Annotated in this window: 21 protein-coding genes; 6 read left to right on the top strand and 15 right to left on the bottom strand. The window is 61.5% G+C overall.

Annotated features, from left to right (window positions below):
- The first annotated feature begins 81 nt into the window (after window positions 1-81).
- Together KJS28_RS09710 and KJS28_RS09715 are read left to right on the top strand one after the other, a co-directional pair.
- On the top strand, window positions 82-492 hold the full coding sequence (locus KJS28_RS09710; protein ID WP_021858788.1) for an ATP-binding protein: 411 nt from the start codon (window positions 82-84) through the stop codon (window positions 490-492).
- A gap of 73 nt (window positions 493-565) precedes the next feature.
- A complete protein-coding gene (locus KJS28_RS09715; protein WP_213540744.1) occupies window positions 566-988 on the top strand; it encodes a PaaI family thioesterase in 423 nt (140 codons plus the stop codon).
- Between the two features lie 148 nt (window positions 989-1,136).
- Here the strand turns inward: KJS28_RS09715 and KJS28_RS09720 are convergent, their stop codons facing one another.
- The 15 genes from KJS28_RS09720 to KJS28_RS09790 all read right to left on the bottom strand — a co-directional run bounded on the left by KJS28_RS09720 (window position 1,137) and on the right by KJS28_RS09790 (window position 21,614).
- Window positions 1,137-7,610 carry a S8 family serine peptidase gene (locus KJS28_RS09720; protein ID WP_213540745.1) on the bottom strand — a complete coding sequence of 2,158 codons (6,474 nt, stop codon included), beginning with the start codon at window positions 7,608-7,610 and terminating at the stop codon, window positions 1,137-1,139.
- 19 nt (window positions 7,611-7,629) lie between these two features.
- Window positions 7,630-8,127 carry a protease inhibitor I9 family protein gene (locus KJS28_RS09725; RefSeq protein ID WP_213540746.1) on the bottom strand — a complete coding sequence of 166 codons (498 nt, stop codon included), beginning with the start codon at window positions 8,125-8,127 and terminating at the stop codon, window positions 7,630-7,632.
- A gap of 759 nt (window positions 8,128-8,886) precedes the next feature.
- A complete protein-coding gene (locus KJS28_RS09730) occupies window positions 8,887-9,894 on the bottom strand; it encodes a sugar-transfer associated ATP-grasp domain-containing protein (protein ID WP_213540747.1) in 1,008 nt (335 codons plus the stop codon).
- A gap of 87 nt (window positions 9,895-9,981) precedes the next feature.
- Entirely contained in the window at window positions 9,982-10,698 is a 717-nt protein-coding gene (locus KJS28_RS09735; protein ID WP_213540748.1) for a hypothetical protein, read from the bottom strand.
- Entirely contained in the window at window positions 10,695-12,098 is a 1,404-nt protein-coding gene (locus tag KJS28_RS09740) for a Mur ligase family protein (RefSeq protein WP_213540749.1), read from the bottom strand. The genes KJS28_RS09735 and KJS28_RS09740 overlap by 4 nt, the downstream gene beginning before the upstream one ends.
- On the bottom strand, window positions 12,098-12,745 hold the full coding sequence (locus KJS28_RS09745) for a cyclase family protein (protein WP_213540750.1): 648 nt from the start codon (window positions 12,743-12,745) through the stop codon (window positions 12,098-12,100). The genes KJS28_RS09740 and KJS28_RS09745 overlap by 1 nt, the downstream gene beginning before the upstream one ends.
- Entirely contained in the window at window positions 12,742-14,631 is a 1,890-nt protein-coding gene (gene mnmG, locus KJS28_RS09750) for a tRNA uridine-5-carboxymethylaminomethyl(34) synthesis enzyme MnmG (protein WP_213540751.1), read from the bottom strand. The genes KJS28_RS09745 and mnmG overlap by 4 nt, the downstream gene beginning before the upstream one ends.
- A gap of 9 nt (window positions 14,632-14,640) precedes the next feature.
- Window positions 14,641-15,483 (bottom strand): metallophosphoesterase, encoded by an 843-nt coding sequence (locus KJS28_RS09755; RefSeq protein ID WP_213540752.1) that lies wholly within the window; start codon window positions 15,481-15,483, stop codon window positions 14,641-14,643.
- Between the two features lie 845 nt (window positions 15,484-16,328).
- Window positions 16,329-17,018 (bottom strand): TIGR01906 family membrane protein, encoded by a 690-nt coding sequence (locus tag KJS28_RS09760; protein WP_213540753.1) that lies wholly within the window; start codon window positions 17,016-17,018, stop codon window positions 16,329-16,331.
- Window positions 17,015-17,689: a lysoplasmalogenase family protein gene (locus KJS28_RS09765; RefSeq protein ID WP_213540754.1), complete on the bottom strand. Its 675-nt coding sequence runs from the start codon at window positions 17,687-17,689 to the stop codon at window positions 17,015-17,017. Before KJS28_RS09765 ends, KJS28_RS09760 begins: the two co-directional genes overlap by 4 nt.
- Entirely contained in the window at window positions 17,686-17,874 is a 189-nt protein-coding gene (locus tag KJS28_RS09770; protein ID WP_213540755.1) for a hypothetical protein, read from the bottom strand. The genes KJS28_RS09765 and KJS28_RS09770 overlap by 4 nt, the downstream gene beginning before the upstream one ends.
- Window positions 17,871-18,434 carry a glycerol-3-phosphate responsive antiterminator gene (locus KJS28_RS09775; RefSeq protein ID WP_228298372.1) on the bottom strand — a complete coding sequence of 188 codons (564 nt, stop codon included), beginning with the start codon at window positions 18,432-18,434 and terminating at the stop codon, window positions 17,871-17,873. The genes KJS28_RS09770 and KJS28_RS09775 overlap by 4 nt, the downstream gene beginning before the upstream one ends.
- A 125-nt stretch (window positions 18,435-18,559) precedes the next feature.
- Window positions 18,560-18,919, bottom strand: a complete 360-nt coding sequence (locus KJS28_RS09780; RefSeq protein WP_021858298.1) for a DUF1667 domain-containing protein — start codon at window positions 18,917-18,919, stop codon at window positions 18,560-18,562.
- Complete coding sequence (locus KJS28_RS09785; protein ID WP_213540756.1) at window positions 18,916-20,178, bottom strand: NAD(P)/FAD-dependent oxidoreductase; 1,263 nt, start codon at window positions 20,176-20,178, stop codon at window positions 18,916-18,918. The genes KJS28_RS09780 and KJS28_RS09785 overlap by 4 nt, the downstream gene beginning before the upstream one ends.
- Window positions 20,175-21,614: an NAD(P)/FAD-dependent oxidoreductase gene (locus tag KJS28_RS09790; protein ID WP_213540757.1), complete on the bottom strand. Its 1,440-nt coding sequence runs from the start codon at window positions 21,612-21,614 to the stop codon at window positions 20,175-20,177. The genes KJS28_RS09785 and KJS28_RS09790 overlap by 4 nt, the downstream gene beginning before the upstream one ends.
- A 268-nt stretch (window positions 21,615-21,882) precedes the next feature.
- Between KJS28_RS09790 and KJS28_RS09795 the strand changes: the two genes are divergently transcribed.
- The 4 genes from KJS28_RS09795 (at window position 21,883) to KJS28_RS09810 (ending at window position 26,222) form a co-directional block, all read left to right on the top strand.
- Complete coding sequence (locus KJS28_RS09795) at window positions 21,883-23,028, top strand: sensor histidine kinase (RefSeq protein WP_228298373.1); 1,146 nt, start codon at window positions 21,883-21,885, stop codon at window positions 23,026-23,028.
- The gene (locus tag KJS28_RS09800) at window positions 23,012-23,719 is read left to right on the top strand and encodes a response regulator transcription factor (RefSeq protein WP_021858294.1); all 708 of its coding nucleotides are present in this window, start codon (window positions 23,012-23,014) and stop codon (window positions 23,717-23,719) included. Before KJS28_RS09795 ends, KJS28_RS09800 begins: the two co-directional genes overlap by 17 nt.
- Before the next feature lie 114 nt (window positions 23,720-23,833).
- Window positions 23,834-24,160: a hypothetical protein gene (locus KJS28_RS09805; RefSeq protein ID WP_213540758.1), complete on the top strand. Its 327-nt coding sequence runs from the start codon at window positions 23,834-23,836 to the stop codon at window positions 24,158-24,160.
- Between the two features lie 376 nt (window positions 24,161-24,536).
- Complete coding sequence (locus KJS28_RS09810) at window positions 24,537-26,222, top strand: Na+/H+ antiporter NhaC family protein (protein ID WP_213540759.1); 1,686 nt, start codon at window positions 24,537-24,539, stop codon at window positions 26,220-26,222.
- Window positions 26,223-26,680: the final 458 nt, after the last annotated feature.

Here is a 26,680-nt window from a genome sequence, read left to right on the forward strand (position 1 = left end):
TCCCATTGCCATTTGGTCGGCAATATGGTATCTTAATGACAGGGAATAACCATCCCGATCTTATCAAGAGGAGTGATACTTATGGTTAGATTGATCATGGGCGCAAACGGGGCCGGTAAGACCAAGCAGCTCATCGACCTGATCCACAACGCTGTGGAGGCGGAGAACGGCAGCGTCGTCTGCATGGAACCCAGCGCCGACATGACCTATAACATCAGCTATAACGTTCGTCTGGTGAACGCCAGCGAATATTCCGTGGATTCTTTTGAGTGCCTGCGTGGCTTTATCAGCGGTCTGTATGCGGGCAATTACGATATTTCCCACGTTTTCGTGGACAACCTGTGCAAGATCGCCGGCACCAGCGACCTGATGGCGGTGGAGAAGTTCCTGAACTGGCTGGAGCGCTTCAGTGAGAAGAACAGCGTCAAGTTCACCGTGACCATCACGGCGGACGAATCTCTGGCCACCGAGGGTATGCGGAACTATCTGTAAGCATTTTCGTAAGAGCATCGGCTCCCTGCCTGTGGGCAGGGAGTCGGTTTCTTTCCCGGAAAAGGAGCATCATATGACACAACAGGAACAGATCTGGCAGGACGTCATGGAACTTGCCAACCGCCCCGGCACCTTCACCCACGGGCTGGGGCTCCACGTCACCGGCATCGGCGACGGCTGGGCCGAGGGGGAACTGACGGCAGGCGACGGGATGCTGAACCCGCTGGGCATCGTCCACGGCGGGGTCTACGCTGCCATGATGGATCATGTGGCGGGAACGGCGGCCTGCAGCCGTGGCAGCACCTGCCGGACGGTGAACTACGACCTGCATTATCTGGCCCCGGCCCAGCCGGGACTGCTGCGCTGCCGGGCGGAGAGCGTCCGCATGGGGCGGCAGATCGTGGTGATGCAGGTCTGGGTGGAAGACGCTCAGGGCGTCCGCTGCGCCGAGGGCTGCTACACCTTCCGCTGCAAGCCCGCCGGGCACAAGGGCTGATCCCTCCCCGACAGATAAAGGCCACCCTGCGCCGATGGCGCAGGGTGGCCTTTGTGCTGAGACTTTCAGGTAAATCAGGGAAAGAAGAGGTCCCTCCGGTCACATGGCCGGAGGGACCTCTTCAACTATTAAGGAGTCCTGTCAGCGCTTAGCCGTTCTGCTTCTTGCTGCGCTTGGTGACAAGCAGCACCACCAGAGCGATGATGCCCAGACCAGCCACAGTCAGCACCACCCACAGGGCGGTCATGTTGCTGCTGTCGCCGGTGGCGGGGGTATCCGGCGTGGTGGGCTGAGACGGCTCAGCGGGCTTCTCCGGCGTGGTAGGCTTGCCGGAATCGCCGGGCTTGCCGGGTTCCACAGGCGTGGTAGGCTCCTCAGCGCCGCAGCGGCTGCACTTGCCATCCTTGTAGTCGTGACCCAGAGCAGGCAGCACCTCGCCCTGCTTCACCGTGACGCCGCAGACCTTGCAGACCTCGTCGCCGGTGTAGCCGTCCTCGGTGCAGGTAGCATCCTTGGTGCCCACCAACTCCGTGTCGTGGCCGGTAGCAGGCAGGGTCTCCGTCTTGGTGTCGGTATACTCCTTGCCCTCGAAGGCGACCTTGGCGGTGTAGGTGCGAACGCCGTCGGCCTCGCAGGTGGCCTCGGTGGTCACCTCATTGGTGACAGCAGCGTTCACCGTCTCCACGTGGGAATCATCATTGGCGCAAGTGAAGGTGGCAGAAGCGGTGAAATCATCGTTCCACTTCCACACCGGCTCGCCGTAGGCGTGACCCGTGGCAGGCAGGGTCTCCGTCTTGGTGTCGGTGTACTCCTTACCCCCGAAGGTGACCTTGGCGGTGTAGGTGCGAACGCCGTCCGTCTCGCAGGTGGCCTCGGTGGTCACGGCGTTGGTGACGGTGGCCGTCACATTCTCCACATGAGCGTCGTTGTTGGCGCAGGTGAAGGTGGCAGAAGCGGTGAAATCATCGTTCCACTTCCACACCGGCTCACCGTAGGCGTGACCGTTGGCACAGGGGTCCTCATCACCGGTGACCAGCTTCACGTTATCCACGGCGAACATACCGTCGCTCTCGGTGTACTGGGCATAGGTCTTGTAGAAATGGAAGGCAAACTGTACGTTGCTGGTGAGATAGGCGGCGGGTACTTCGATTTCCGCCGTACCCTTAAACCAGTAGCCGCCGGTAGCATCCAGATCGGCAGCATCCCAGATGGTGGTCCAAGTCTGGCCGCCGTTGATGGTGGCCTCCACCGTGAACTTGGCAATGTCGTTCTGAATCATGTACTTGAACAGCAGATAATCGAAGGACAGAGTAGGCGTCTTGCCGGTGAGATCCACCACCGGGGAGATCAGATACTCATTCTGCTTCTTGCCGCTGCCGGCAGCCATGGGCTGCACCTCGCCGATGCCGTAACCCTCATACTCGTAGTAGTCGAAGTCGATACGGGCCTGACGGGTGGTGTTCAGATTCCGGTTGGTACCGACATACCATGTGCAGCCGGTGTTCTCCGCCTGCACCGTCCAGCCGTGTCCGGGGAACTCGTCCTGCTCAAAGTCGTTGTCAAACTCTGCGGCAGAGGTCGTTTTGCTGAAGGAAGCGGAGATGGTGTGGTTGGCCTTGACGTCGGAGAAGGTGTAGCTCTCCACAGCGCCTACGCTGCTGCCGTCCACCAGCACGTCGGCGATCTCATAGCCGTTGCCGGCGGCGACGGCGAAGGTCTGGGAGGCACCCTCCTTCACGGAGACGTCACCATTGGGGGTGATAGAGCCGCCCTCACCGGCAGTTGCGGTGATGGTGTACTTCTGGGCAGCCTCGCCGGTCTCCACAGCCATCAGCTTTACATTGTCGATGGCCAGCTGGCCGGTAGTGTCCTCATTGGGATGGACATAGCGGAAGGCAAACTGGACACCGGCCACATTGTACTCGGCGGGCACGGGAACCTCTGCGCTGCCGGAAATGATGTAGTTGCTGGCCTGCTGGCCGGTATAGCTGTCTTGGAAGTTCCAGATCGCGTTCCACGTCTTTCCGCCGTCGGTAGAAACTTCCACCGTAGCAGTGAAGGTCTTGTTCTTGATGCCGTGCTCGCCGTAGGCGAAGTCGAAGGTCAGAACGCCGTCACGGGTGGCGGAGAGGTCCACAACAGGGGAGATCAGGTACTCATCCTGTGCACCCGTCCAGTCGTTGGTGATGTAAGCGTGCTTGGAATCATTGCCCTCGTACTTCCAGTTGTAGTAGGTATACTGCTTCCATGTGCTGTTGGTATCCTGCACCTTCAGCGTCCAGCCGTGGAAGGGGAACTTGTCGCCGCTGACGCTCTCGAAATCGTTCTCGAACATCACCTGCGGCACATCGGGGATGACCTCGAAGTCCGCCGTCACGGCGTAGTTCTGATCCATGGTCAGGGCGTAGGCGTTGTCGGTGACCCCCACCTTGCGGCCATTGACCTTGACGGAAGCCAGCTGATAGCCCTCATCCGGCACGAAGGTCACGTTCACGGTCTCGCCGGTGGCGACCTTAGTCTGACCCGCAGGCTGGACCGCACCGCCCTCGCCGGCCACGGTGGTCAGCACGCTGATCTCGGAAGCCCCGGCGGGAGCCGCCAGCTTCACATTGTCCACGGCAACCGAACCGGCGCCGGTGGGAGCCGTCTTGTAGTAGCGGAAGGCAAACTGCACGTTGGCCGTCTGATAGGCCTCCGGCACGGTGATCTCCGCCAGACCCGTCTGGATAGCGTCGGAGCCCTGAGTCACGTCATCCTTGGCGTTCCAAATGGCCGTCCAAGTTTTGCCGCCGTCGGTAGAGGCCTCCACGGTGAAGGTCATCTTGCCGCCATACAGTGCCGTACGCTCGAAGCCGTAGTTGAAGGACAGGGTAGCGGCCTTGCCGGTGAGATCCACCACCGGGGAGATCAGCAGCTCGTCCTGCTTGTCGCCCACTTCGGTGTCGTAATAGTCGTCGGCATCCACAATGGCCTGCTTATCATCGGTACCCGTAGATACGAGGGTGTTGCGGGCCTGATGCCAGTTGTAATACTTACCGGTGCCGTTGGTGTTCTTCACCGTCCAGCCCTGGCCGGGGAAGGCCGCGTCGTCGAAGTCGTTGTTGAAGATAGCGATCTCCCCACCGGCCTGTGCCTTCTGGAAGGTGGCGGAGATGGTGTGATCCGTACCCACACGCTCGAAGGTGTAGTAGGAGATGGGACCCAGATCGGTGCCGTCCACCACCACATTGGCCACCTCGTAGCCCGTGGCAGGCACCACGTTAAAGGTCTTGCTGGTCCCCTTCTTCACCAGAGTGGTACCGGCGGGGTCGATGGCGCCGCCCTCACCGGAGGTAGCCGTCACGGCGATATAGTCCTCACGGACATCGGCGTACAGCTGGACATTATCCACGGAGATCTGGGCGCCGCCCTTACCGGTGTAGACAAAGGCGAAGCGCAGGTCGTCGCAATTCTGGAACTTTTCGGGGATGGTGACCTTGGCCTGCGTGGCAGCCCAAGCGGTAAAGACCCCGGCATCCTTCTGCAGGTTCCAGACCTCCTCCCAGTTCTGACCGTCGGCAGAAGCCATGACCTGCAGGTTGCAGCGCTTGTAGTCCACGGTATAGACAGGGGTGGTGTAGAAGTTGAAGATCATGTGGACATCCGTCTCCACACCACTGATGTCGGTGGCACGGGAATACAGCCACTCGTTCTGCTGGAAGTCATTGTCGGCATCCACGGTGGCGGTGTAGTCCACGTCACGATACCACGTGTTGACGGAAGCGCCCTTGGACTCCATGCTCCAATCGGCAGGCAGCCAATCGTTGTCGAAGGTCTCGGTCCACAGCACGTTGGTGGGCTTCACGATGCCATAATCGTCGCTGTTGCCGGGCACCTTCACGGTGTAGGTCTTGGAGTTGCCGGCGTAGTCGTGAACGATCATGCCGAAGGTCTCACCCATACCGGTGACGTCATACTCCTTGACGTGGGTGGTGAGGCCCGGCGTGGTCTCGGAGAAGCCCTTGATCCCGTACAGCAGATCGCTGTTGCGGAGATTATAGAACACGATGGCCGAGACATACTGGTTATCGCTGACATCCAGACTCAGATAGTAGCGGCCCTCGGCCTCGGTGACCTTCAGGTTGCTGGCATGGGGATCCTCATTATCGATGGTGATGGGGAAGGACCAGCTGTTCTTCAGGTTCTTGGTGCCGCCGTCGCCATAGGGCAGGGTAGCCTCAATGGTCACGGTAGCCTTGGTGTTGTTGGGCAGCTTGGAGTTGTTCTTGGCGGTGCCGTACCATGCGTCGATACCGGTATAATCGGCATTCACACCGGCGGGCACGATGCGGTAGTAGTCGTAGCTGTAGATGGACTTATTGACGTAGTCGCAGGTTTTTTCCAGATACACCTCGTCGGTTTTCTGATCGGTGATGGTGTACTTCAGCGTCTTGGTATTGCGCAGCAGGCCGGTGTAGATGCCGGTGAGGCTGTCCATCATGTCATTGCTGTTGTCGGGGGAAATGGCGTTGTGATCGGCAAAATAGGGCACATTGGCGTAGTTGTTGTCGCCCAGATAGGTGTCGATCTGGCCCTCGGCAGAGGTGGTGAAGGCGGTGTTCATGTAGGCCTGTGCCTTGCTCTCGGTGCCGTCCAGCGTCTCCCAGTAGTCGGTGGAATCGATGATGGGAGCCTTGGTCCAGTCGCCGTAGAAGGCCAGATAGGGGATACCCAGATCAATGGTGCTCTCCAGCTTGCCGCCGTCAGCGGCCACCTGCTTCAGGGTCACGAAGCCCTCCACATAGGCGCCGTTCTCGAAGTTCTTCAGCTCCTCCTTGGCGTTGGTGAGGGTAACGGTGACAGTGACCTCCTGCTCTCCGCCTGCGGGGACCGCCACACGGTCATCCTTGCAGTTGGTGGTGAAGGTGTGGCTCAGCGCCACAGCCGTCTCACTGCTGGTGAGGAAGGCCTCGTTGTCGCTGTTGGTATAGGTCGTGGTCCCGTCGGTGAGGACGATGGGCTGGATATCGTAGTACAGGGTGTCCTTACCAGTGTTGTGGACCTTGAAGGTCATGGTGTAGACGCCCTTCTCTGCGGGATCGTCGCCCAGCTCCAGCTTGGGCCGGATCATACCGTCCACAGTGAGGTAGCCCTCGGTCTTGACGGCGTCATTGATGTTGATGAGACCTGCGCCCTGCTTGCGGGGAGAATAGGGCTGGCCGTTGGAATCGTAAATGATGCTGGCGGTGCTCATCAGCAGGGTATCGACCATGTGCTTGCGCTGGGTGGCGTCGGTCATGCCACGGGCCTTCAGGGCCTGCTGCACGATGGCCATAGCGCCTGCCGCATGGGGGGAAGCCATGGACGTACCGTCCATGCTCTCATAGGCGTTGCCGGGTACGGCGGCATAGATGCCTGCGCCGGGCGCAGTGATCTCCGGCTTCAGGGTCAGCTCCGTGGTGGCGCCCCAGGAGGAGAAGTCCGCCATACCATAGGTGGGGGAAGCCACCAGCTTGTCGGCGGCGCCCACGGTCAGGACCTTGTTCTCCTGCGCCTTCAGATACTCACCGGCCTCCTGAGAGATAAACGCACAGGGCATCTTCCAGTCGGTGATGGACATATACAGCATACCGGGAACATTGTTGTACACCAGCATGGCGATGGCGCCCTGTGCATAGGCGTTGCGCTCCTTCTGCTCGTAGTACATACCGCCGCCGCGCTGCACCAGCGCCACCTTGCCGGAGACGTCGACGCCCTCATAGTCGTCCTCCGTGCCGTAGCCGGGCACCACGGCATACTTCAGCTCGCCCTTCTTGGCCAGCTCCCGGAAGATCTTGGCGTTCTCGTCGGTGCTGATGGTGCCGCTGTCCTGATAGGCGAAGTCACGGCCGCCCACGGTGATGTAGGGGCTCTTGACCTTGCTGTTGGACACGGCGGCCACAGACATGGACTCGCCGTAGGTGGAGGGCTCGCTGATCAGGCCGTAGTCGGGGTTGCTGGCCAGCGCCTTGTTGCCGAAGGCATCGCCGTAAGCAGCGCTGTAAGCGTTACCGGCAGCCACAGCCAGAGACATACCGCTCTCGCCGGCCCGCTTAAAGACGTTCAGCAGGCTCTCGGTGAACTCGTCGGGATTCTCATAGTCGATGTAGCCGGCGTCGGAGCCGAGGCTCAGGTTGGCCACATCCACGCCCAGCAGCATACAATCCTCCAGAGCGGACAGGATGTCGGCGTAGGAAGCGCTGCCGCTGGACTTAAAGACGTTCATGTTGGCGATCTGGGCGTCCGGGGCCACACCCTGCACGTCCGCATTGATGCCGGTGCAGCCGGCAGCGGTGGAGGCCACGTGGGTACCATGGCTGCCCTCGGTGCCGGGGGCGCCGTCGGTGTCCTTATCGCCGTAGTCGAACTGGAAGGGGAACTTGGCGCTCTTATAGACGGAAGAAACGCTGAGGCCCTTCACAATGCCCTCGGCCTGGAAGTCGTACTTAGACAGCAGACCCTTCACGTCGTCCTGCGTCAGGGCAGGGTTGGCGGGGGCCTTGCTGAAGATCTGGTGGTCCATGTCCACGCCGGTATCCAGAATGGCGATCAGCATCCCCTCGCCGGTGAAGCCCGTCTCGTTGGCCAGACCGCCGCCGATCATCCGGGTGCTGTTGGCGGTGTCAGGCAGCAGGCTGAAGGTGGGGGGACAGGAACACGGACTCTACGCAGTCCAGCTCCTTCAGAGCCTTATACTGGCCGTAGGTCACAGTGGCGGAGAAGCCATTGAGCAGCGTCGTGTACTGACGCTGCGGCTCCACCGTCTCCCCGATGGCACGGGACATGGTGGCCGCAGCCTTCTCCTGCTTCTGCAGCAGGGACTGCACCTGGGCCTGAGCCGCAGGCTTGGCCACGGAGTCATCCACCACCACAATGATCTCCACAGAGTCACTGTCCTCATGGGTGGGCTTAGCCTCCATGCTCAGGGTTTCGTTTTTGGTCTTTGCGCCCCGCAGCAGCTGGGTGGTGACATTGCTGGCAATGTCCTCCACCGAGGTCTCCTCCATGGTGGCGTTCACCACGTGGGAGTCCTCCGAGGCCGCAAAGGCGGTGTAAGGCAGGGCAGACACCAGCAGCACCAGTGTCAGCAGCCATGCACCGATCCGTTTGCAGACTGTCATCTCTCATGATCCTCCTGTAATGGATTTTGTCGGAAAAAGTGTTAGCTCCTCCCAGTATATAGGTTGAATTATAACACCTACCGTCCCAGTATGGCAAGATAATTCTTCTCGATTTGGGAAATTTTTTCAAAAGCAAGTTTCGCGTGGCGAAGTTTTTCCCCTGAATATCGCCTGTTTTCCAGATATGTACTTTCTGCCACCATCTGTTCTTGTGACCGGGACATTTTTGCCATCTTCTTACAAATTGTCTCCCTGCCGTTCCCTCTTCCGGCGGCATACCTTCCCGGCCCGCTTTTGTCCCCGGCGGACAATTTCCCGCCGATCGCTCTTTTTCTATAAGGAACGTGTCTCCGCCGGCCCACTGTTCCCAGTAGTAGTTCTTTTTTATGTCTCCGCCGGGTGACTTTCTGCCGCTATTGGCAGAAAGTTACCCGCCGGAGGCACGTCCCTCCGGTAGAACAGCAAGTCCCTTCCATCACCCAATGCAGCGGCAGCGATAATAGAAATACGCCAATTCCCCGCCTTGGCGGGATTTAGACGGAAGCTCTTGTCCGCAAAAGAGGAAGTCTTGAAACCTTAGGTTTCAAGCGGCGTTTTTTTGCATACTTTTTGTCGCTGCTGACAAAAAGTAGGCCGCCGGAGGCAATCGGAAAAGTCACTCGTCGGAGACAATCGGAAAAAGCTGCTGTCCCCTCACAACCAAAAAGGGAGTCCTGAGACCTCCGGTCTCAGGACTCCCTTTTTCCTTGCATACCACTCTTACCAGTGCAGCAGCTTCTTATAGTACGGCCACAGCCCCTCCTTCTCCGGATAGAAGGGCGCCAGCTGGCACAGATCCGTTCCGGGGAAGTCGTTGCCCTCGATGATAGCGGGACCGGTAGGCGTGATGGCCATATCCCAGCCCACATGGGCCACCTGCGGGATCTCATGGGCCGCCTCCTTAGCCAGAGCAATGGCCTCCGGCACCATGGGCAGCTGATAGCCCACGAACTCCACCCCGGTGTCGGGATGGCGGTCATAGACGTTGAAATAGTCGTCGGTGGCGGGAGAGATGATCTTCCCCGTCTCCGGGTCCACCCGGCACAGGACACCCCCCTGCCCGGAGTTGTCGCAGTACCCGTCGCCCCGGCCCATCTTTACGCTGATGTAGGCCACATGGACCTCCCCGTCCACCAGATCCGTCAGGATACGCATGGTGTTTACCGACGAGGGGTGGAGCCGTGCCATGTCGGGATGCTGGGGCAGCACCTGCTCCAGCACCACCAGCTGGTTGCGCCGGATGTAGTCCAGCATCACCGCCGGGGACTCGTAGTCCTTCACATACAGCTTGTTCACGCCCCGGCCGCAGTCGCCGTGGTTGATCTTGGCGAAGATGGCCTCCTGTCCGGCGATAAAATCCGTAAACTCCGTCAGCGTGGCCGTCTCGCCGTTGAGGGTCTTGCGGCCCAGATACTTGGCAAACCGCTGGTTGAACCGCAGCTTGTCGTCGAACTCGTCGGAGTAGCTGAGGTCGTTCATGTGGTCGATGACCTTCTTGTTGCGGACACGGGTGAGATAGGTGTCCCGCTGGCGGCCGTTCATGTTGTAAAACCCGAACATCACGTAGTCGTAGTAACCCGCCCCATAGCGTGCGCCGCACCAGCACATATCGAAGAAGGTCTTGACCTTGTTCTGGCCGCACTTGTCGTGGACGATGTCGATCATCTGGTTCATTTTCTTCAGCCGCACGCCGGACATGACCCGTGCGAGATAAGAGAGCTTAGACATACATTGCCTCCCGTATTCATGTGTTCTTCAGTATACCCCATCCGGCGGAGCTTGACCAGCCGTTTCTGGTGATACCTGTCATCAGTCTTAATAGAGATAGCTGCGCTTCTCGTCCCGGAACTCCGCCAGCCGGGCCTCATAGGCCTCCATGGCGGCCTCCTCGAAGGCCAGCGTGTCCTCGGCCCCCAGCTCCCGCAGCAGCTGCTTGGTAAAGGGGGGATTCAGCACCAGCAGCGGCCCCGTGAGATAGGTGGCCATCAGGCCGCCCCGGCGGAAGCCCTCCACCAGAGAGCCGGGCCGCCGCCCCACGCCCCGGACCACCTTGAAAAGTCCCGTACCGGGATCGTCGGCACCGTAGGTGTGGCCGAACAGACTCTTGAAGCCCACGATCTCCATCCCGGTACCATAGGTCCCCAGAAAGAAGCTGTTGTGCCGGTTCATCATCTGATACTCGGCATGGGTGGGCAGCAGGCCCAGTCCGTCGAACCGCAGCCCCTGATCCGACTGGACGTATTCCCCCAGCGCATCCAGGGCGTTGCCCGTCACCAGCATCCGCTGACCGCCGTCCACACGGGCCGCCAGCTCCTCCCGATAGGGCGTCAGGGCCTTCACCATCAGCTCCAGTCCCTTCTCCGTGGCGGAACCCATGTATACAAGATCCACGCCGCCCTCCAAAAACGCCGGGCGGGACTTCAGATCCGTCTCGACCACCTCCAGCTCCGGGCAGCACTGGCGCAGATACCGGATGTTCATCAGATCGCCGCAGAGGTTCCCCACCTCCGGGAACAGGATCTCTACCTTCATGCCTGCGCCTCCTTCTCCGCACCGTCCTGTGCATGGCGGGCGGCTTCCTCCTTCATGTGGTCATACACTTTATACGACAGGGCCAGAGAGTCCGTGCCATAGAGAATGTACACGTCATCGCCGGGGGTATAGCGCAGCAGCTCCGCCGCCCGGAACTCGTCCGGCTCACAGACGATGCGCTCCTCCGGCACCCCCGCCATCAGCAGCCGCAGCTTGTAGTCCCGGCATCGTGCGCCGGTACACACCAGCTGCACCACGCTGTCATTGCAGAGATACTCGAAGTCCGCATCGAAGATCCAGCAGGTGTTCTCCGACCAGTGGTGGGCATCTCCCAGACAGTTCATCATCAGCAGCAGCTCCTTGGTGCCGGGCCGCTGGGCGATATACTGGAAAGTCCGGGACCCGGCCAGTGCGTTCTTCTCCTTGGACATCTGCCGCACCAGCTTCACGTCCCCCACCTGCTCCTCCATGTGCCGGGTGGCCACCACCGCCGCACGGCTCATGTAGCCGCTAATGGTCTCGTGGCTGTATCCCAGCTGCCGCAGCACGGCAATGACCGTCACCATGTTGTACAGGTTCGGCACACTGTCGGAGATCAGTCGATAGGGATGCTCCTCCCCGCCCTCCCGCAGGGCCATGGTCCCCTTCTCCATGTCCACATCCGTGGCCAGATAGTCGCTCTCCGGGGAGCGGAACCCGCAGTCCGGGCAGACGCACTTGCCGATGTGGTGATACCGGCGATAGACGTAGCTGAGCTTACCGCTGCACTTGGGGCAGATCCGCAGATCATCGATGAGGTTCTCGCACCGGGTAGTGTCTCCCGGCAGCCGGTCCACTCCGAAGTAGACCCGCCGGTTCTCCGGGGCCACCCCGCAGGTGATCAGATCGTCGGCATTAAGGATCATGGTCGCCGTCTGCGGGATACTCCGGGTCAGGATATCCGCAATGTAGCCGGGGTGTGCGTTTCGCATGATGGAGTCCCGTGTCAGATTGGTGACCACCGCATAGTCCGGCTTCACATAGGGGAAGATGCGGACGCTGGCCCGCTCGTCCACCTCCAGCACCGCCATGTCATAGGACTTGGCCCGCCCCAGCAGGTCGCAGCCCCGCAGCAGCGCCGTGGAGATGCCGGAGGTGATGTTGGAGCCGGAGCGGTTGCTGAGAACCTTCTTCCCGTCCGCCTCCAGAATATCCGTCAGCAGATTGCTGACGGTGGTCTTGCCGTTGGTGCCGGTGACGGCGATGATGGTACCGGGCTTTCCCACATACCGCAGGAAGTCCGGGCACAGCTTCAGCGCCAGCGAGCCAGGAAAGTCCGTACCGTTGTGCCGGGTGATCTTCAGCGCCGGAACCGACAGCTTCGCCAGCCACAGTGCCAGTAAAAATCGCAGTTTGCCCATTATCTTGTTTCCTCCTCCCGGAGCATGGCCATGGCCCGGCAGCTGCTGCCGTCGGCGTGCTCCCATTTCAGCGGCAGGGTCAGGAAGGTGAAGGTCTTGCCCACCAGCGCCTCCAGCCCTGTCAGATTTTCCGTATTGACCAGTCCCGCACCCAGCAGGATCATGTGATTGGGATAGTCCTCCGTGTCGCAGGGGTCCAGCGAGATGCTGTCCTCCCCTACGCCCTTCAGGCCCAGCGACGCCACATATTCCGCCGCCTCCGCCGTCAGGCACGGGAAGCCCTCATAGTACCGGGGCTGGCCCCAGTATCGATCCCACCCGGTGCAAAACAGCAGAAACTCCGCCTCCCCCAGGGCCTCCTCCTGCCGCCGCAGCATAGGCAGCGTGATCTCCGCCGCTCCCCGGCAATCCAGCACGAAGCCCCGCCCGGCGAAGGTCTCCGCCGGGAAGTCGTCCAGCGTCCGTCCGCTTGGCAGCATATGGGCCGGAGCGTCCATATGGGTGCCGGTGTGGGAGTACATCTGCAGCAGCGTCTCCCGGAAGCCGTCCTTCTCCATGGTACAGGCCGCCGTCAGCCGGGGCGGCTCCGTACCGGGATACACCGGCATCTCCGGTGTGATGCAGTGGGTCAGATCCAGCATTTTCATGTGGCGTCCCCCCTCTCCGTCCGGGTGTGCAGCCAGATCATCAGGGCGGCGATGTCCGCCGGGGACACCCCGGAGATGCGGCTGGCCTGCCCCAGATCCAGAGGCCGCACCGCCGCCAGCTTCTCCCGTGCCTCCAGCCGCAGTCCCTGAATGTGGCTGTACTCCATATCCGGCGGCAGCCGGTGCTTTTCCAGCTGCCGCAGCTCCTCCACCTGCTTTTCCTGCCGGCGGATGTAGCCCTCATACTTCACAGAGATCTCCACCTGCTCCGCCACCTCCACCGGCAGCGCCGGGGCGCCGGGGTCGAAGGTCATCAGCTCCCGATACGTCATCTGGGGCCGCCGCAGCAGATCAATGAGCCGTGCGCCGTCGGTGACGGGGGCCGACCCCCGCTCCGCCAGCAGCCGGTTCAGCCCCTCGCTGCCGGGGATGCCCGTGTGCTCCAGCCGCCGGATCTCCCGGTCTACGGCCTCGTACTTCTCCCGCACCGCCTGCATCCGCTCCTCCGGCACCAGCCCCAGCCGGTAGCCGATGGGGGTCAGCCGCCGGTCGGCGTTGTCCTGCCGCAGCAGCAGCCGGTACTCCGACCGGCTGGTCATGATGCGGTACGGCTCCTGCGTACCCTTGGTCACCAGATCGTCGATGAGGGTGCCGATGTAGCTCTCGCTGCGCCGCAGGATCATAGGCTCCCGCCCCAGCAGCGCCAGCGCCGCATTGACCCCTGCCACGAAGCCCTGTACCGCCGCCTCCTCATAGCCGGAGGAGCCGTTGAACTGCCCGGCGCCGTACAGCCCCCGGACGGTCTTCACCTCCAGCGTGGGCCGCAGGGCCAGCGGGTCGATGCAGTCGTATTCGATGGCGTAGGCGGGCCGGGTCATCACGGCGTGCTCCAGTCCCGGCACGGTGTGCAGCATCTCCACCTGCACCTCCTCCGGCAGGGAGGAGGAAAAGCCCTGCAAGTACAGCTCCTCCGTATCCAGCCCCATAGGCTCCACAAACAGCTGGTGCCGGGGCTTGTCCGGGAAGCGGACGATCTTCGTCTCGATGGAGGGGCAGTACCTCGGCCCCACCCCCTCGATGACCCCGGTGTAAATGGGGCTGCGATCCAGATTCTCCCGGATGATGCGGTGGGTCTCCTCATTGGTATAGGTGAGCCAGCACACCGCCCGGTTCTCCGGCGGCCGGGTGGTGGAAAAGCTGAAGGGTACCGGCACGTCGTCACCGGTCTGCACCTCCATGCGGTCAAAGTCCACCGTTCGGGCGTTGATCCGCGGGGGCGTCCCGGTCTTGAAGCGCCGCAGGGGCAGTCCCATAGCCGCCAGACAGTCCGCCAGCTCTCCGGAGGGGTGCAGGCCATCCGGCCCGGAGGACTCCACACATTCGCCCACGATGGTCCGGCCGTGAAGATACGTCCCGGAGCACAGGATCACGGCCCTTACGCCGTACACAGCCCCCGTCCGCAGCACCACCTGTCGAACGGAGCCGTCCTCCGTCCGCAGGGCCACCACCTCCCCCTGCCGCAGGGTCAGATGCTCCTGCCGCTCCAGCGTATGCTTCATCACCTGCTGGTACTTCCGGCGATCCGCCTGGGCCCGCAGGGAGTGGACGGCAGGCCCCTTTCCCCGGTTGAGCATCCGGTACTGGATGCAGGCGGCGTCCGCCCCACGGGCCATCTCGCCACCCAGAGCATCCAGCTCCCGCACCAGATGTCCCTTCCCGGTGCCGCCGATGGCAGGGTTGCAGGGCATATTGCCCACGGCGTCCAGATTCATGGTGAGGCACACCGTCTCCAGCCCCATCCGGGCCGCCGCCAGCGCCGCCTCGATGCCGGCGTGTCCGGCGCCGATGACGGCGATATCAAATTGTCCGGCAAAAAACTCCTTCATCCCAGCGCCTCATTCACAGTGTAAGGTCAGCACCGCCACCTGCGGGTGGTTGAAGAGCCGGGGGATCCCCCCCAGCCCACGGGTCACAAAGACCTGCGCCTCGTGGCCGTCGGTGCAGCAGTAAAAGCCGTTGGTAAAGCTGGGCAGCAGTTGTCCGCCCGCCCCCAGCAGGCCGTCGGTAAAGGGCAGCCGCCAGATGCCGCCGTGGCCGTGGCCCGACAGCACCAGATCCGCCCCCAACCGGCAGTATTCCCCGTCAAAGAGGTTGTTCCGGTGGGCCATCAGCAGCCAGAAGCCGTCGCTTGCCGCCTCCTTCACCTCACCGGCCACCTCCTCCGGGGACTTCTGGCCGGCGTAGCCGTTGGGATCGTCGATGCCCGCCAACGTAATGGTGTCCCCGTTCCGCTCCAGCGGCACAAAGGTGTTGGAGAGGTACGTCACCCCCGTCTCCTCCAGCAGCTGCCGCATCTCCGGCATCCGCCCGGAGGCCCACTCGTGGTTGCCGGTGACGTAATAGACCGGGGCGATCTCCACCAGTCCCTCCAGCAGCGGCCGGAGGTATTCCGTGCCGCTCCACTCGTCCATCATGTCGCCGCACAGGCAGATGACGTCTGGCCCGGCTTTCCGCACAGCCTCCAACAGGCGGCTGTTCTGCCGCCCGAACCGCTTCCCGTGGAGGTCCGACAGCACCACCAGCCGTCCGCCGTCCCAACCGGCGGGCAGTCTTGCGCCGGTGAAGGCGAACTCCTCCACCGACAGCACGCTGCTGCCCACCCAGATGGCAGCTCCCGCCGCCGCCAGCGCCATCAGCAGCAGATAGAGCTTTCCGTGTCTGTGCTTTCTCTCCGCCACCTGCGCCACCGCCTTTCTCCGTGGGGAGCAGCCCGCCGTCGGCAGGCCCGATAAAATATCGATCCATTAAAATATCAACCTATTATATAATGTACCCGCCCCAAAGGCAAGCCCTTTCTTTGTGCAGAATAGCAAAATTTGCTTGTTAGTTTTTGGTATAAATGTAGAATTTGGTTCTTGTATTTTTCTCACTGCCGGGGTATACTGTATCATAGAAAAGAGAAGAAAGGAGCGTGATAGCACAATGACCAACAAGTGGATCAAGGGCGATCTGGACGATATGATCTTCGCCGACTGCGATTGGCAGCCCAGCGAGCGGTAAGACGGATCCCCGAACAAAGCACCACGCCTGAGCGTGGATATTTTTTTGCAGAAGCGCCGTCGGGCGCTTTATTTTTTTACCGTCCCGCTGCCGGTTCATTTTCCCGGTACGGTAGATAGCCCTATCGTCGGTTCATTTTTTCGATGCGATAGGCTCCCTGCCAGCGGTTTACCTCTCCCGGTGCGGGTGGTTTATCTTTTTCGATGCGGTGGGTGGATCGCATAGGTGCAGCCGCCGACCCTTCTGCCGGCTCGGCACTCCCTATGCAGCGCCTATACGGCATCTATATGACGGCGATCACTCCAACCGGATACAGCCGATGAATTTTTCCGCCGGTCGGCCCAATGATTTGTTAAATCCCTGACACTTAGCAAAGACTCGTAGGTTTTCCGTCGCTTTCTGTCAAGTCCCCTCAGTGGGGACGGGCAGGGGCGGCACGGGACAAAATGGGACGTTCGGCGGACGGAAAGCGGACGTCCAGCCGGGCCTGTCTCTTGTCCGGTATTGTCCAGCGGACAAGGTTTTATCGGGATGCCGCACCCTCCCCCGGAGCATTCCGGCAGGAGGGTCTTTTTCTGCCCGTCACCACCAGCACGATGCACACTGTCAGCAGCACCGTCACGATGGCGATGGCGCAGTTCCGGAAAAATGCCTCCGGCAGGATCAGGATCACCGGATCGGTGACGGGATCAAAGAGCCAGTTATCCTTGCCGGGGAAGAAAATGCTGTGGAACACCGTGAAGGCCCCATCAAAATCCAGCGCCGCCAACAGGGCGATCAGCAGAAACAGGCCACCCAGCCCGCAGGCCGCCCAGAAGCCCGGTGTCCGGCCCCCTAACCGGGGCAGCCGCTGCCGCCGCAGGCGGCACACAACAGCCCCTGTCAGCAGCAGTCCCGCCGCCGCCACGAACACCCACACCACCAGCAGGAACAGCACCCGCACGTCGGCAAAGTGGCCGGCGCCCTCCGCCGAAAAGGGCAGCACCCCGGCGGCAAAATCCGGCCGGCGCCCCATGCAGTAGTCCATGACGTCGCCGTAGGCCTCCGCCGCCTGTTGGCCAGTGAGGCCGCTGGCCTCGCAGATCCCCAAGGGGCCGATCTGCACCGTATAAAAGCCCCGCACCAGCAGCACCGGCAGGATGGAGCCGGTGAGCACCGCCAGAGCGATACAGGGGACGGCCAGCCATGACCACAGCTTTTTCGCTTCCTTCATGTCGTATTCTCCCTTCGCTTCGGAAAGCCGGACAGCACCAGCAGCACCTGTCCCGGCAGATAGAACAGCCACATCCCCGCCTGCGCCGCCCCGGCAAGACCCGGCAGCAGCGACGGCTGGTTCCGCAGCCCCACGCATACGTCGCACAGCAGAAACAGCCACAGCCCCGCCGCAAACAGTCTCTCGGAGCGCAGAGTCAGGGACTGGAAGGCATTCACCAGAAAATTCACGAAATACAGCGCCGCCAGCAGGTTCAGGACCGTTCCCATCCCCAGAGCGCTCAGCAGCGGCCAAGCCGCCGCCGCCAGCCCCGCCCGCAGTACCCACAGGGTGTGTCCGCAGGCCCGCCGGATGCGGGTCAGATACAGGCCCTGCACCACACAGAACAGGGCGATGCCCGCCCCGTACCACCGGTCCAGCAGCAGAAGGAAGGTATCCGCCGCCAGAGTAAAGGCCATGGCCCACGCCATCAGGTGGCTGCCGCCGTGCTGGGCCGACCACACCGCCGCCAGCAGGCACACCACGATGGTGAGGTATTTTACCCCGTCGCCGCCGCCGGTGGAAAAGGCATCCAGCGCCAGAAACAGCAGGTACAGCGCCGTCTCCAGCGCCACGAAGCATTTTTTCACCGGGGCCATTTCCGTTGTTTCGTTTTTGCCTATCCGTTTCATGTACCCATCCTACGACCCATCCGTTTCACGTTTTCTTCCCATGCCGTGGCAGAATGGCGGTCCTCCATCGTCTCAGCGCCGCAGCGCCGCAGGGCGGCGGCTTCGCAGGCGACAGCCTGTACCCGGCAGTCCCCTTCGGCACGGCAGCTCATTTCGGCACGGCAGCTCATTTCGGCACGGCTCACAGAGCCCACAGGCTCTCGTCGCTGGCGGAGACGCACAGGGCGCCAGCCCCCAGCGCCGCCAGCACGTCCGCCTTGTCCGACAGCAGACCCCCGGCGATCAGCGGCACCGGCAGCTCCCGGCTCAGCCGGTGCAGCACCTTGCACAGGGTCCCCGGCAAAATCTCGATGACGTCGGGCATCCCGCCCTCCGTCTCCCGGCCCAGATTGCTGACGGCCTTGGAGTCGATGGCAAACACCCGCAGCACCGTCAGCATCCCCAGCTCCCGACCACGGCGCAGCAGCATGGGCCGGGTGGAGATGATGCCGTCGGCCCCGCAGCGGTGCAGGAAGTCCACGGCAATTTCACGGGGGGCCAGCCCCGCCACCAGATCGGCGTGGACCACGGCGTATTTCCCCGCCTGATGCACCCGGTCAATGAGCCGGTCGATGTTCAGAATGTCCCCGCACAGCAGGAACACCACCCCCGCCGGTTGGGCCAGACACGCCTCCAGCCGTCCGGCATCCTTCACCGCCGGAAGCACCGGGTTCTGCTCCAGCACGCTCATCATGGGATGGCGCATGGCCGTCCCTCCTTTCCGCCGCCCACAGGGCAGGCCCATGACCCGCAGCGGCCCATGGCCGCCCGCAAGATGCAAAAAAATCCTCTGTCCCTATGTTACCACGGGACAGAGGACTTTTTCAACGCTTAGCCGATGTTTTTTGTGGCCACCACAGCCACGCCGGTGCCGCACACGTCGGCAAGGACCACCTGACCGGCCTGCACCGGTGCGGGGACGGCGGCGTGGTGCAGCGCACGGGCCACCTCCAGCACCTTCTCCTTGGGCACCTCCCCCTGCGTCCGCACCGGCACCACCGGCAGCGGGCCGCCCAGCACCCGGACGGTGCCGGTGACGGTGCGCTCCGGGTGAACGCACTCCTTCCGGGCGTAGGCATCGCCACGGGGGCAGGTGTTGCCGGTAACGGCGGTGACGACACCATCCTCCAGCGTGGCCCGCAGCTGGCAGCCCATGGGGCAGCCGATACACGTCAGCTCACGGATGTTCATTTCGCTTCCCCCTCCTCGATCTGGAATGTGACGGTCCGGGCACCCTCCGGCAGCTCCTCCCGCCGCAGAGTGAACTGCTCCATCTCGCCGGGGGTCAGGATGCGCTTAGGTACCCGGCGCAGGAGCTTACCGTCGGTATAGACGCACAGGGCCGCCTTCTGATAGGGTTGCCCCACCCGGAAGCGCACGGTGACGCTGTCCGCCATATGGTGGGGGTCCAGCTGCTGGGGAACGGTATAGCGGACACCGTTTTTCCCCTCCAACCGGACGGTGGCCGTCTCGCCCTGCCCGCTGAGGATATAGCGGGCGGCGTTTTCACCGGCCTTGGCCGCCTCCTGAGACACGAAGTCCACCAGGTCGTGGACGTGGAGTACGTTGCCGCAGGCGAACACACCGGGCAGAGAGGTGGACAGGTCGTCGGACACCACCGGGCCGCCGGTGACGGGGTCCATCTGCACCCCGGCCTCCCGGCTCAGCTCGTTTTCCGGCAGCAGACCCACCGACAGCAGCAGCGTGTCGCAGGGGATGCGCCGCTCCGTGCCAGGGATGGGGCGGCGGCTGCCGTCCACCTGTGCCAGTGTCACCGCCTCCAGCCGCTCCCGCCCGTGGACATCCACCACGGTGGTGGAGAGGTACAGGGGAATATCGAAGTCCTCCAGACACTGGACGATGTTCCGCTTCAGGCCGCCGGAATAGGGCATGACCTCCGCCACGGCATGGACACGGGCGCCCTCCAGCGTCATGCGGCGGGCCATGATGAGGCCGATGTCGCCGCTGCCCAGGATCACCACATCCCGGCCGGGCATAAGACCTTCCACGTTCACCAGACGCTGGGCCGCACCGGCGGAATAAATGCCCGCAGGGCGGGTGCCGGGGATGTTCAGCGCACCACGGGGGCGCTCCCTGCAGCCCATGGCCAGAATGACGGCCTGCGCTTGAATCTGCACGAGGCCCGTCTCCCGACCGGTGACGGTCAGCACCCGGTCCGGGGACAGGTTCAGCACCATGGTGCCAGACAGACAGGGGATGTTCAGCTCCCGGAACTGCCGCACATACTCTCCGGCGTACTCCGGACCGGTGAGCTCCCGGCCGAAGGTATGCAGGCCAAAGCCTGCATGGATACATTGATTCAGAATACCGCCCAGTTCCCGATCCCGCTCGATGAGGAGGATATCCTCCACCCCGGCTTTCCGGGCGGCAATGGCGGCGGACAGGCCCGCCGGGCCTCCGCCGATGATGGCAAGCTGCACCTGCTTCATGCCTGCACCTCCTTCGTCTCGCCGGTCAGCAGAAGGCTCCCGCCGCCGGATTTGGTCAGCTGTGTCTGGGGAACTCCCAGTTCCTCGGACAGCAGCTCCATGACACGGGGGGCGCAGAAGCCTCCCTGACACCGGCCCATACCGGCCCGGACCCGGCGCTTGACGCCGTCCAGAGAACGGGCGCCGGGACTGCGGCGGATGGCGTCCCGGATCTCCCCCTCGCTGATCTGCTCACAGCGGCAGAGGATATTGCCGTAGGCGGAGTCCCGCTCCACCAACGCCTGACGCTCCGACAGCGGCAGTTCCCGCACGTGGACGATATCCCGGCGCTGAGCGATGAAATCGGGCTTTTCCGCAAGGCCCAGCTTTTCCGCCACCAGTCCCGCCACGTACACGCCGATGGCCGGGGCGGAGGACAGACCGGGGGACTCGATGCCGATGGCCTCGAAGAAGTTCTCGCTGCTCTCCCGGATGTAGAAGTCGTCGCTGCCGCCCTCCAGATGGGCCCGCAGGCCGGCGAAGCTGGTAATGACGTCCCGCATGGGCAGGTTCGGCACACTGCGGCCCGCCGTGGCGATGGCGTAATCCAGCCCCGTCTGGGTGGTAGCAGTGTCGTCCCGGTCCTGCTGATCCGTGGCAGTGGGGCCGAGGAGGAGGTTTCCGTGGACAGTGGGGGTCACCAGCACACCCTTACCCATGGCACCGGGCAGCTGAAAGACGGTATGGCTCACCAGACCGCCGTCCTTCCGATCCAGCAGGCAGTATTCGCCCCGGCGGGGGGTGATTCGGAGGGGATCGCTGCACAGCTGGTTATGGAGCACGTCGCCCCACACACCGGCGGCGTTGACCACGGCACGGCTCTCCAACGGGCCACGGCCGGTGTCCACCACGAAGTGGTCCCCCTCCCGGCGGATATGCTGCACCTGCGTATCGAAGCGGAACTCCGTGCCGTTGGCGGCAGCGTTCTCCGCCAGAGCAATGGTCAGGCCGAAGGGGCAGAGAATGGCGCTGGTGGGGGCGTACAGCGCCGCCACCGCCTGTTGGGACAGGGCAGGCTCCATCCGGTGCAGGGCCTCTCCCTCCACGATCTCCAGCCCCTCCACGCCGTTGGCAAGACCCCGCTGATAGAGGGCCTGCAGCTTCTCACGGTCCGCCGGATCCAGACACAGCACCAGCGCTCCGCACCGGCGATAGGGGAAGTCCAGCTGACGGGACAGGGCCTCCATCATGCGGCTGCCCTCCACGTTGAAGCGGGCCTTCCGGGTGCCGGGCTCGGCATCGAATCCGGCGTGGACAATGGCGGAATTGGCCTTGCTGGTGCCGGTGCAGACGTCCTCATTGCGCTCCACCACACAGACGCGGCCGCTGCGGCGGCTCAACTCCCGTGCGATGGCGCAGCCGATGACGCCGCCGCCGATGACCAGTACATCATACATGATCCATCTCTCCTTTCTAAAACAAAAAAGCCACGCAAAAACACCCGGCGTCTCCTCCGGGCAATTCTGCATGGCTCAGCATCTCACTGCATGACTGGTTCTTCAATTACATTATATTATAACAGACCGTCTCCTGCTCTGTCAACCGGTCCCGAAAAAAGTCTTTTCCGGCGTTTTCTCTGTTCTTAACAGGTTTTTAGCGAAATCTTAACGTGAAGTATGGTATAATCAGGTCAGAAAAACCTGAGGGTCGGGAGGTAGCAGGGATTTGAAGAAACCGCACATCCAATGGCCGGAGCAGTGGCTGCGCCGAAAGCGTATCCCCTCCATTGGCTTTTCCTACTCCGGCAAGGACTTTATCATCTCCATGAGCCTGTACACCCTGTCGGTGGTGCTGTGCCTGATCCTGCGGGGAGCCAGCCAGGACGGCGACACCGGGTATGTGTACATGATTTTTCTGCTGGACGTGTTTTTGACGGCGCTGCTGACGGAGGGCTTCTTCTTCAGCCTCATCATCTCCATCTTCGCCGTGCTCAGCGTGGACTACATCTTCACCCCGCCCTACTGGAACGTCAGCTTCACTCTGTCGGGATTCCCGTTGACCTTTCTGGTGACCATGACCATTTCCGTTGTGACCGGCATCGTTACCAGCCGGGCCAAGCAGATGGATGAGGTGCGGCGGGAGGCGGAGCTGGAGCGGATGCACGGCAACCTCCTGCGGGCGGTGTCCCACGACATCCGCACGCCGTTGACGGGCATCGTGGGGGCCACTAATGTGCTGCTGGAGCAGGAGAATACCCTGACGCCGGAGCAGCGCCATGAGCTGATCCGCAACGCCAACGAGGAGGCCCAGTGGCTGATCCGCATCGTGGAGAATCTGCTGAGCATCACCCGCATGGGCGGTGACGAGGCCAAGGTCAACAAGACGCCGGAGGCCGCCGAGGAGATCATCGAGGGGGCGGTGGGCAAGTTTACCCGCCGGTGGGGAACGGACATCCCGGTGGAGGTACGTCTGCCGGAGGAGTTTCTGCTGGTACCCATGGACCCGCTGCTGATGGAGCAGGTGCTGACCAATCTCATGGAAAACGCCGTGCTCCACGGTAAGACCACCCGGCACATCACCGTGACCCTGTGCCGCAGCGGAGACTGGGCCCGGTTCATCGTGGAGGACGACGGACAGGGCATCGCCCCGGACCGGTTGGAGCATCTCTTTGACGGCACCCTGCAGGGTCAGCAGGGAGATCGGGGCCGCAGCATGGGCATCGGCCTGTCCGTTTGCCGGACAGTGGTGCGGGCCCATGGCGGCCACATCAGAGGCGAAAACAGGACGGAGGGCGGCGCACGGTTCACCGTGGAGCTGCCTTTGGATAAAGAAATTCAACAGGAGGTAGACAGCTATGAAGATCAAGGATAAGGTTTTGATCGTGGAGGATGAGCAGAGCATCAGCAGCTTCATCTCTATGATCCTCACGGCCAACGGCTACGACACCATCATCGTCAACACCGGCGAAGAGGCGCTGACCATGATCTCCTCCCACTGTCCGGACCTCATCGTGCTGGATCTGGGGCTGCCGGATATGGACGGCCTGGAGGTGCTGCGCTCCGTGCGGAAGTGGTCCAGTCTGCCCATTGTGGTGGTCTCCGCCCGGAACCACGAGCGAGACAAGGTGGAGGCGCTGGACTACGGCGCCGACGACTATCTGGTCAAGCCCTTCGGCACCTCCGAGCTGCTGGCCCGCATCCGCACCGCCATCCGCCACACCCGCACCTCCCTCTCTAACCCGGAGATCGCCCAGTCCGGGCGCTTTACCACCGGCGATCTGGTCATCGACTATGACAAGCATCAGGTGCTGATCCACGGGGAAAACGCCCGGCTCACCGCCAACGAGTATCGGATCGTGTCCCTGCTGGGCAAATACGCCGGCAAGGTGCTGACCTACGACTTCATCATCAAGGAGCTGTGGGGTCCCAAGGCCAAAAACGACAACCAGATCCTGCGGGTGAATATGGCCAATATCCGCCGCAAGATCGAGGAAAATCCCGGCCAGCCCAAGTACATCTTCACGGAGGTGGGTGTGGGCTACCGGATGCGTGAGGGCGACTGAGTACCCGGCGCCGCTTGAAATGTGCTCTCTTTCCCTCTCTTTGCCGCCCCGGCTGCGTCATGCGCCGGGGCGGTGTGTTTTTGTGCTGCTTTGGCCTGCGGCGGGGGGATGTTTTTGCAGTTGCTTATTTTATTGCCTCCGGCGGCATACCTTTGGGGAAGTAATCTTATTTTGTCTCCGACGGGTAACTTTCTTTCAATAGCGAAAGAAAGTCACCAAAGAACGCCAGCAGAAACCGATGGTTTCTGGCGGCATTTTTTCATACTTTTTGCTGCTGTTGGCAAAAAGTATGCCGTCGGAGACACGTTCCTTGCGCAAAGCACCGTTGTTGACAAAAAGTATGCCGCCGGAGCTAAAAGCGTGCAGGCCATCATGGAAGATGCGGCCTTTGCCTGCTGCACACTGCGGGCGCACAGATTTCCGTTATATCGTCTTTTATAGGAGAACAAAAAGCTGTTTCGACCAAACGGTAGCTCCCTGTTCCTGCGGGGTATCATGGCTGCTCCGCCAGGCTTGGGACAGTCCTTCTCCCATGCTGTTATCGCCGTTTCGTTTATTCTGCATTATAGAACCACGCATGGTATTTCAGCATTTTGCCGGTTAAGGGCCTTAATTTTCTTTCCATTGTATACAATCATTGCATTTTTTACCAGTCAGCGTGTAAAGTATCCACCATATCGTGAATATTTCTTGTGAAAAAAACCAAAAGGCCAGTTCACAATTTGTTAAAAAGAGGGAAAAGCACGCTAAGAACTTGACAATAGTCCGTTAGGACGAGTAAGATAGGGATACCAAATTTGAGGAGGTAAATCACCTAATGGAAAAGAAAGGCACCAAGATAGCGTATTTTGTTGCGCTGGCGGTGGTCGTAGTCGCTCTGGTCATTGCCAAGGTCACCAATGATGGCTCTGGCTTTGTAGCTACCGGCTGGGCCCTGTTCCCCCCTGTTGTCGCAATCGCACTGGCCCTCATCAGCAAGGAAGTGTATTCTTCCCTGTTTCTGGGCTGCGTGGCAGCCGCCCTGCTGCTGGCCAACTTCCAGCCCTGGCAGATGGTCGTGAACTTCATCGGCGCCGGTGAGGGCGTCGGCATGATCAACGCCATCGACATCTCCATCCTGATCTTCCTGGTCATCCTGGGCATCATGGTGGACCTGATGAACAAGGCCGGCGGTTCCGCTGCCTTCGGCCGCTGGGCCAAGAAGGCCGTGAAGACCCGCTCCGGCGCACAGCTGCTGACCATGCTGCTGGGCGTGCTGATCTTCATCGACGACTATTTCAACTGCCTGACCGTGGGCGCCGTGATGCGTCCCGTGACGGAGAGCCACAAGATCTCCCGTGCCAAGCTGGCCTACGTCATTGATGCCACCGCCGCTCCCGTCTGTATGCTGGCTCCCGTGTCCTCTTGGGCCGCTGCCGTTGCATCCTACGTGCCCGATGGCTTCCCCGGCTCCCGTATCAGCATGTTCCTGAGCCAGATCCCCTTCAACTACTACTGCATCCTGACGCTGGTGATGGTCATCGTCACCTCCGTGCTGAACATTGACTACGGTCCCATGCTGACCCATGAGTACAATGCTCAGGTCAAGGACGATCTGTTCACCACCCCCGAGCGTCCCTTCGCCGGTGCTGATGATTACGAGGAAGGCGAGAAGCACTCCTCCGTGCTGGATCTGCTGGTTCCCGTGATCGTTCTGATCGCCCTGTGCATCGTTGGTCTGATTTGGACCGGCGGTATGTGGGATGCCGAGAGCGACAACTACGGCAACTTCATCATGTCCTTCTCCGACGCCAGCGCCGGTACCGGCCTGTGCCTGGGCTCCATCATCGCCATTGTGTTCACCTTCGTGTACTACTGGTGCCGTGGTCTGATCGGCTTCAACAAGTCCATGGAAGCCATTCCCAACGGCTTCATCCAGATGATCTCCCCCATCCTGATCCTCTGCTTCGCTTGGACCCTGTGCGGCCTGTGCCGTGACAATGGTCTGCAGGTGGGTTCCTTCGTGGAGGGCGTCATGGCCAACACCGGCAGCCTTGCTAAGTTCCTGCCCGCCGTGATCTTCATCGTGGCCTGCTTCATCGGCTTCGCCACCGGTACCTCTTGGGGTACCATCGGCATCATGGTCCCGCTGGTCTGCGCTGTGTTCAACTGGGATACCCAGATGACTCTGCTGTCCGTGGGTCTGGCCGCTTCCTGCGCCGGCGGCGTGTGCGGCGACCACCTGTCCCCCATCTCCGATACCACCATCATGGCTTCTGCCGGTGCCCACTGCTTCCACCTGAACCACGTGGCCACCCAGATCCCCTACGGTATCACCGTGGCTGCCGTTTCCTTCGTCAGCTTCATCATTGCCGGTATCGTCCAGAGCGCTGTGGTCTGCATGATCATCGCCATCGTTCTGATGATCGCCACCCTGCTGGTCATCAAGGCTATCACCGCCAAGAAGCACGCCGGTATCTTCCAGGAGATGGCCGAGGCCGACAAGGCGCTCTACAACAAGTAAGAGAAACGTGCCTTTGAGGTTGGTCTGAACCGATCCTACATCGTGAGGGCGCAGCGAAAGCTGCGCCCTCACTTTTTCTATCGAATATAGGACAGGGCATTCTCTAAGGGAGTGGCGCAGCGGGAGTTACGCCACTCCCTTTTTTGAGGGGCTTGCAGCCACCTACACGCTTCGAGAGGGCAGCGTGCAGGGAGCTGTCCGCCGCAAGGCGGACAGAATGGGTCCGCAACGCAAATATTCGATATTTCGGTTTCCATTTTTGTCAGGTCAGCTGCTAGAAAAGGAAAAAGGCGCAAAAAGTGCGTTAATTTTGCGTTAAGAGATTTTTAAATATTAGCACGATTTTTATATGTTTTCCGTAAATAGACCGCAAAATCCTATTAAGAAAGTGAGAATCGGCGCAATTTTCAGAGGAACGTCCAAAAGATTGATTCATAATTTGTTCAAAATTCAGGCCG

Origin of the sequence: Vescimonas coprocola (assembly GCF_018408575.1) — a bacterium.
GTDB classification, from domain to species: domain Bacteria; phylum Bacillota; class Clostridia; order Oscillospirales; family Oscillospiraceae; genus Vescimonas; species Vescimonas coprocola.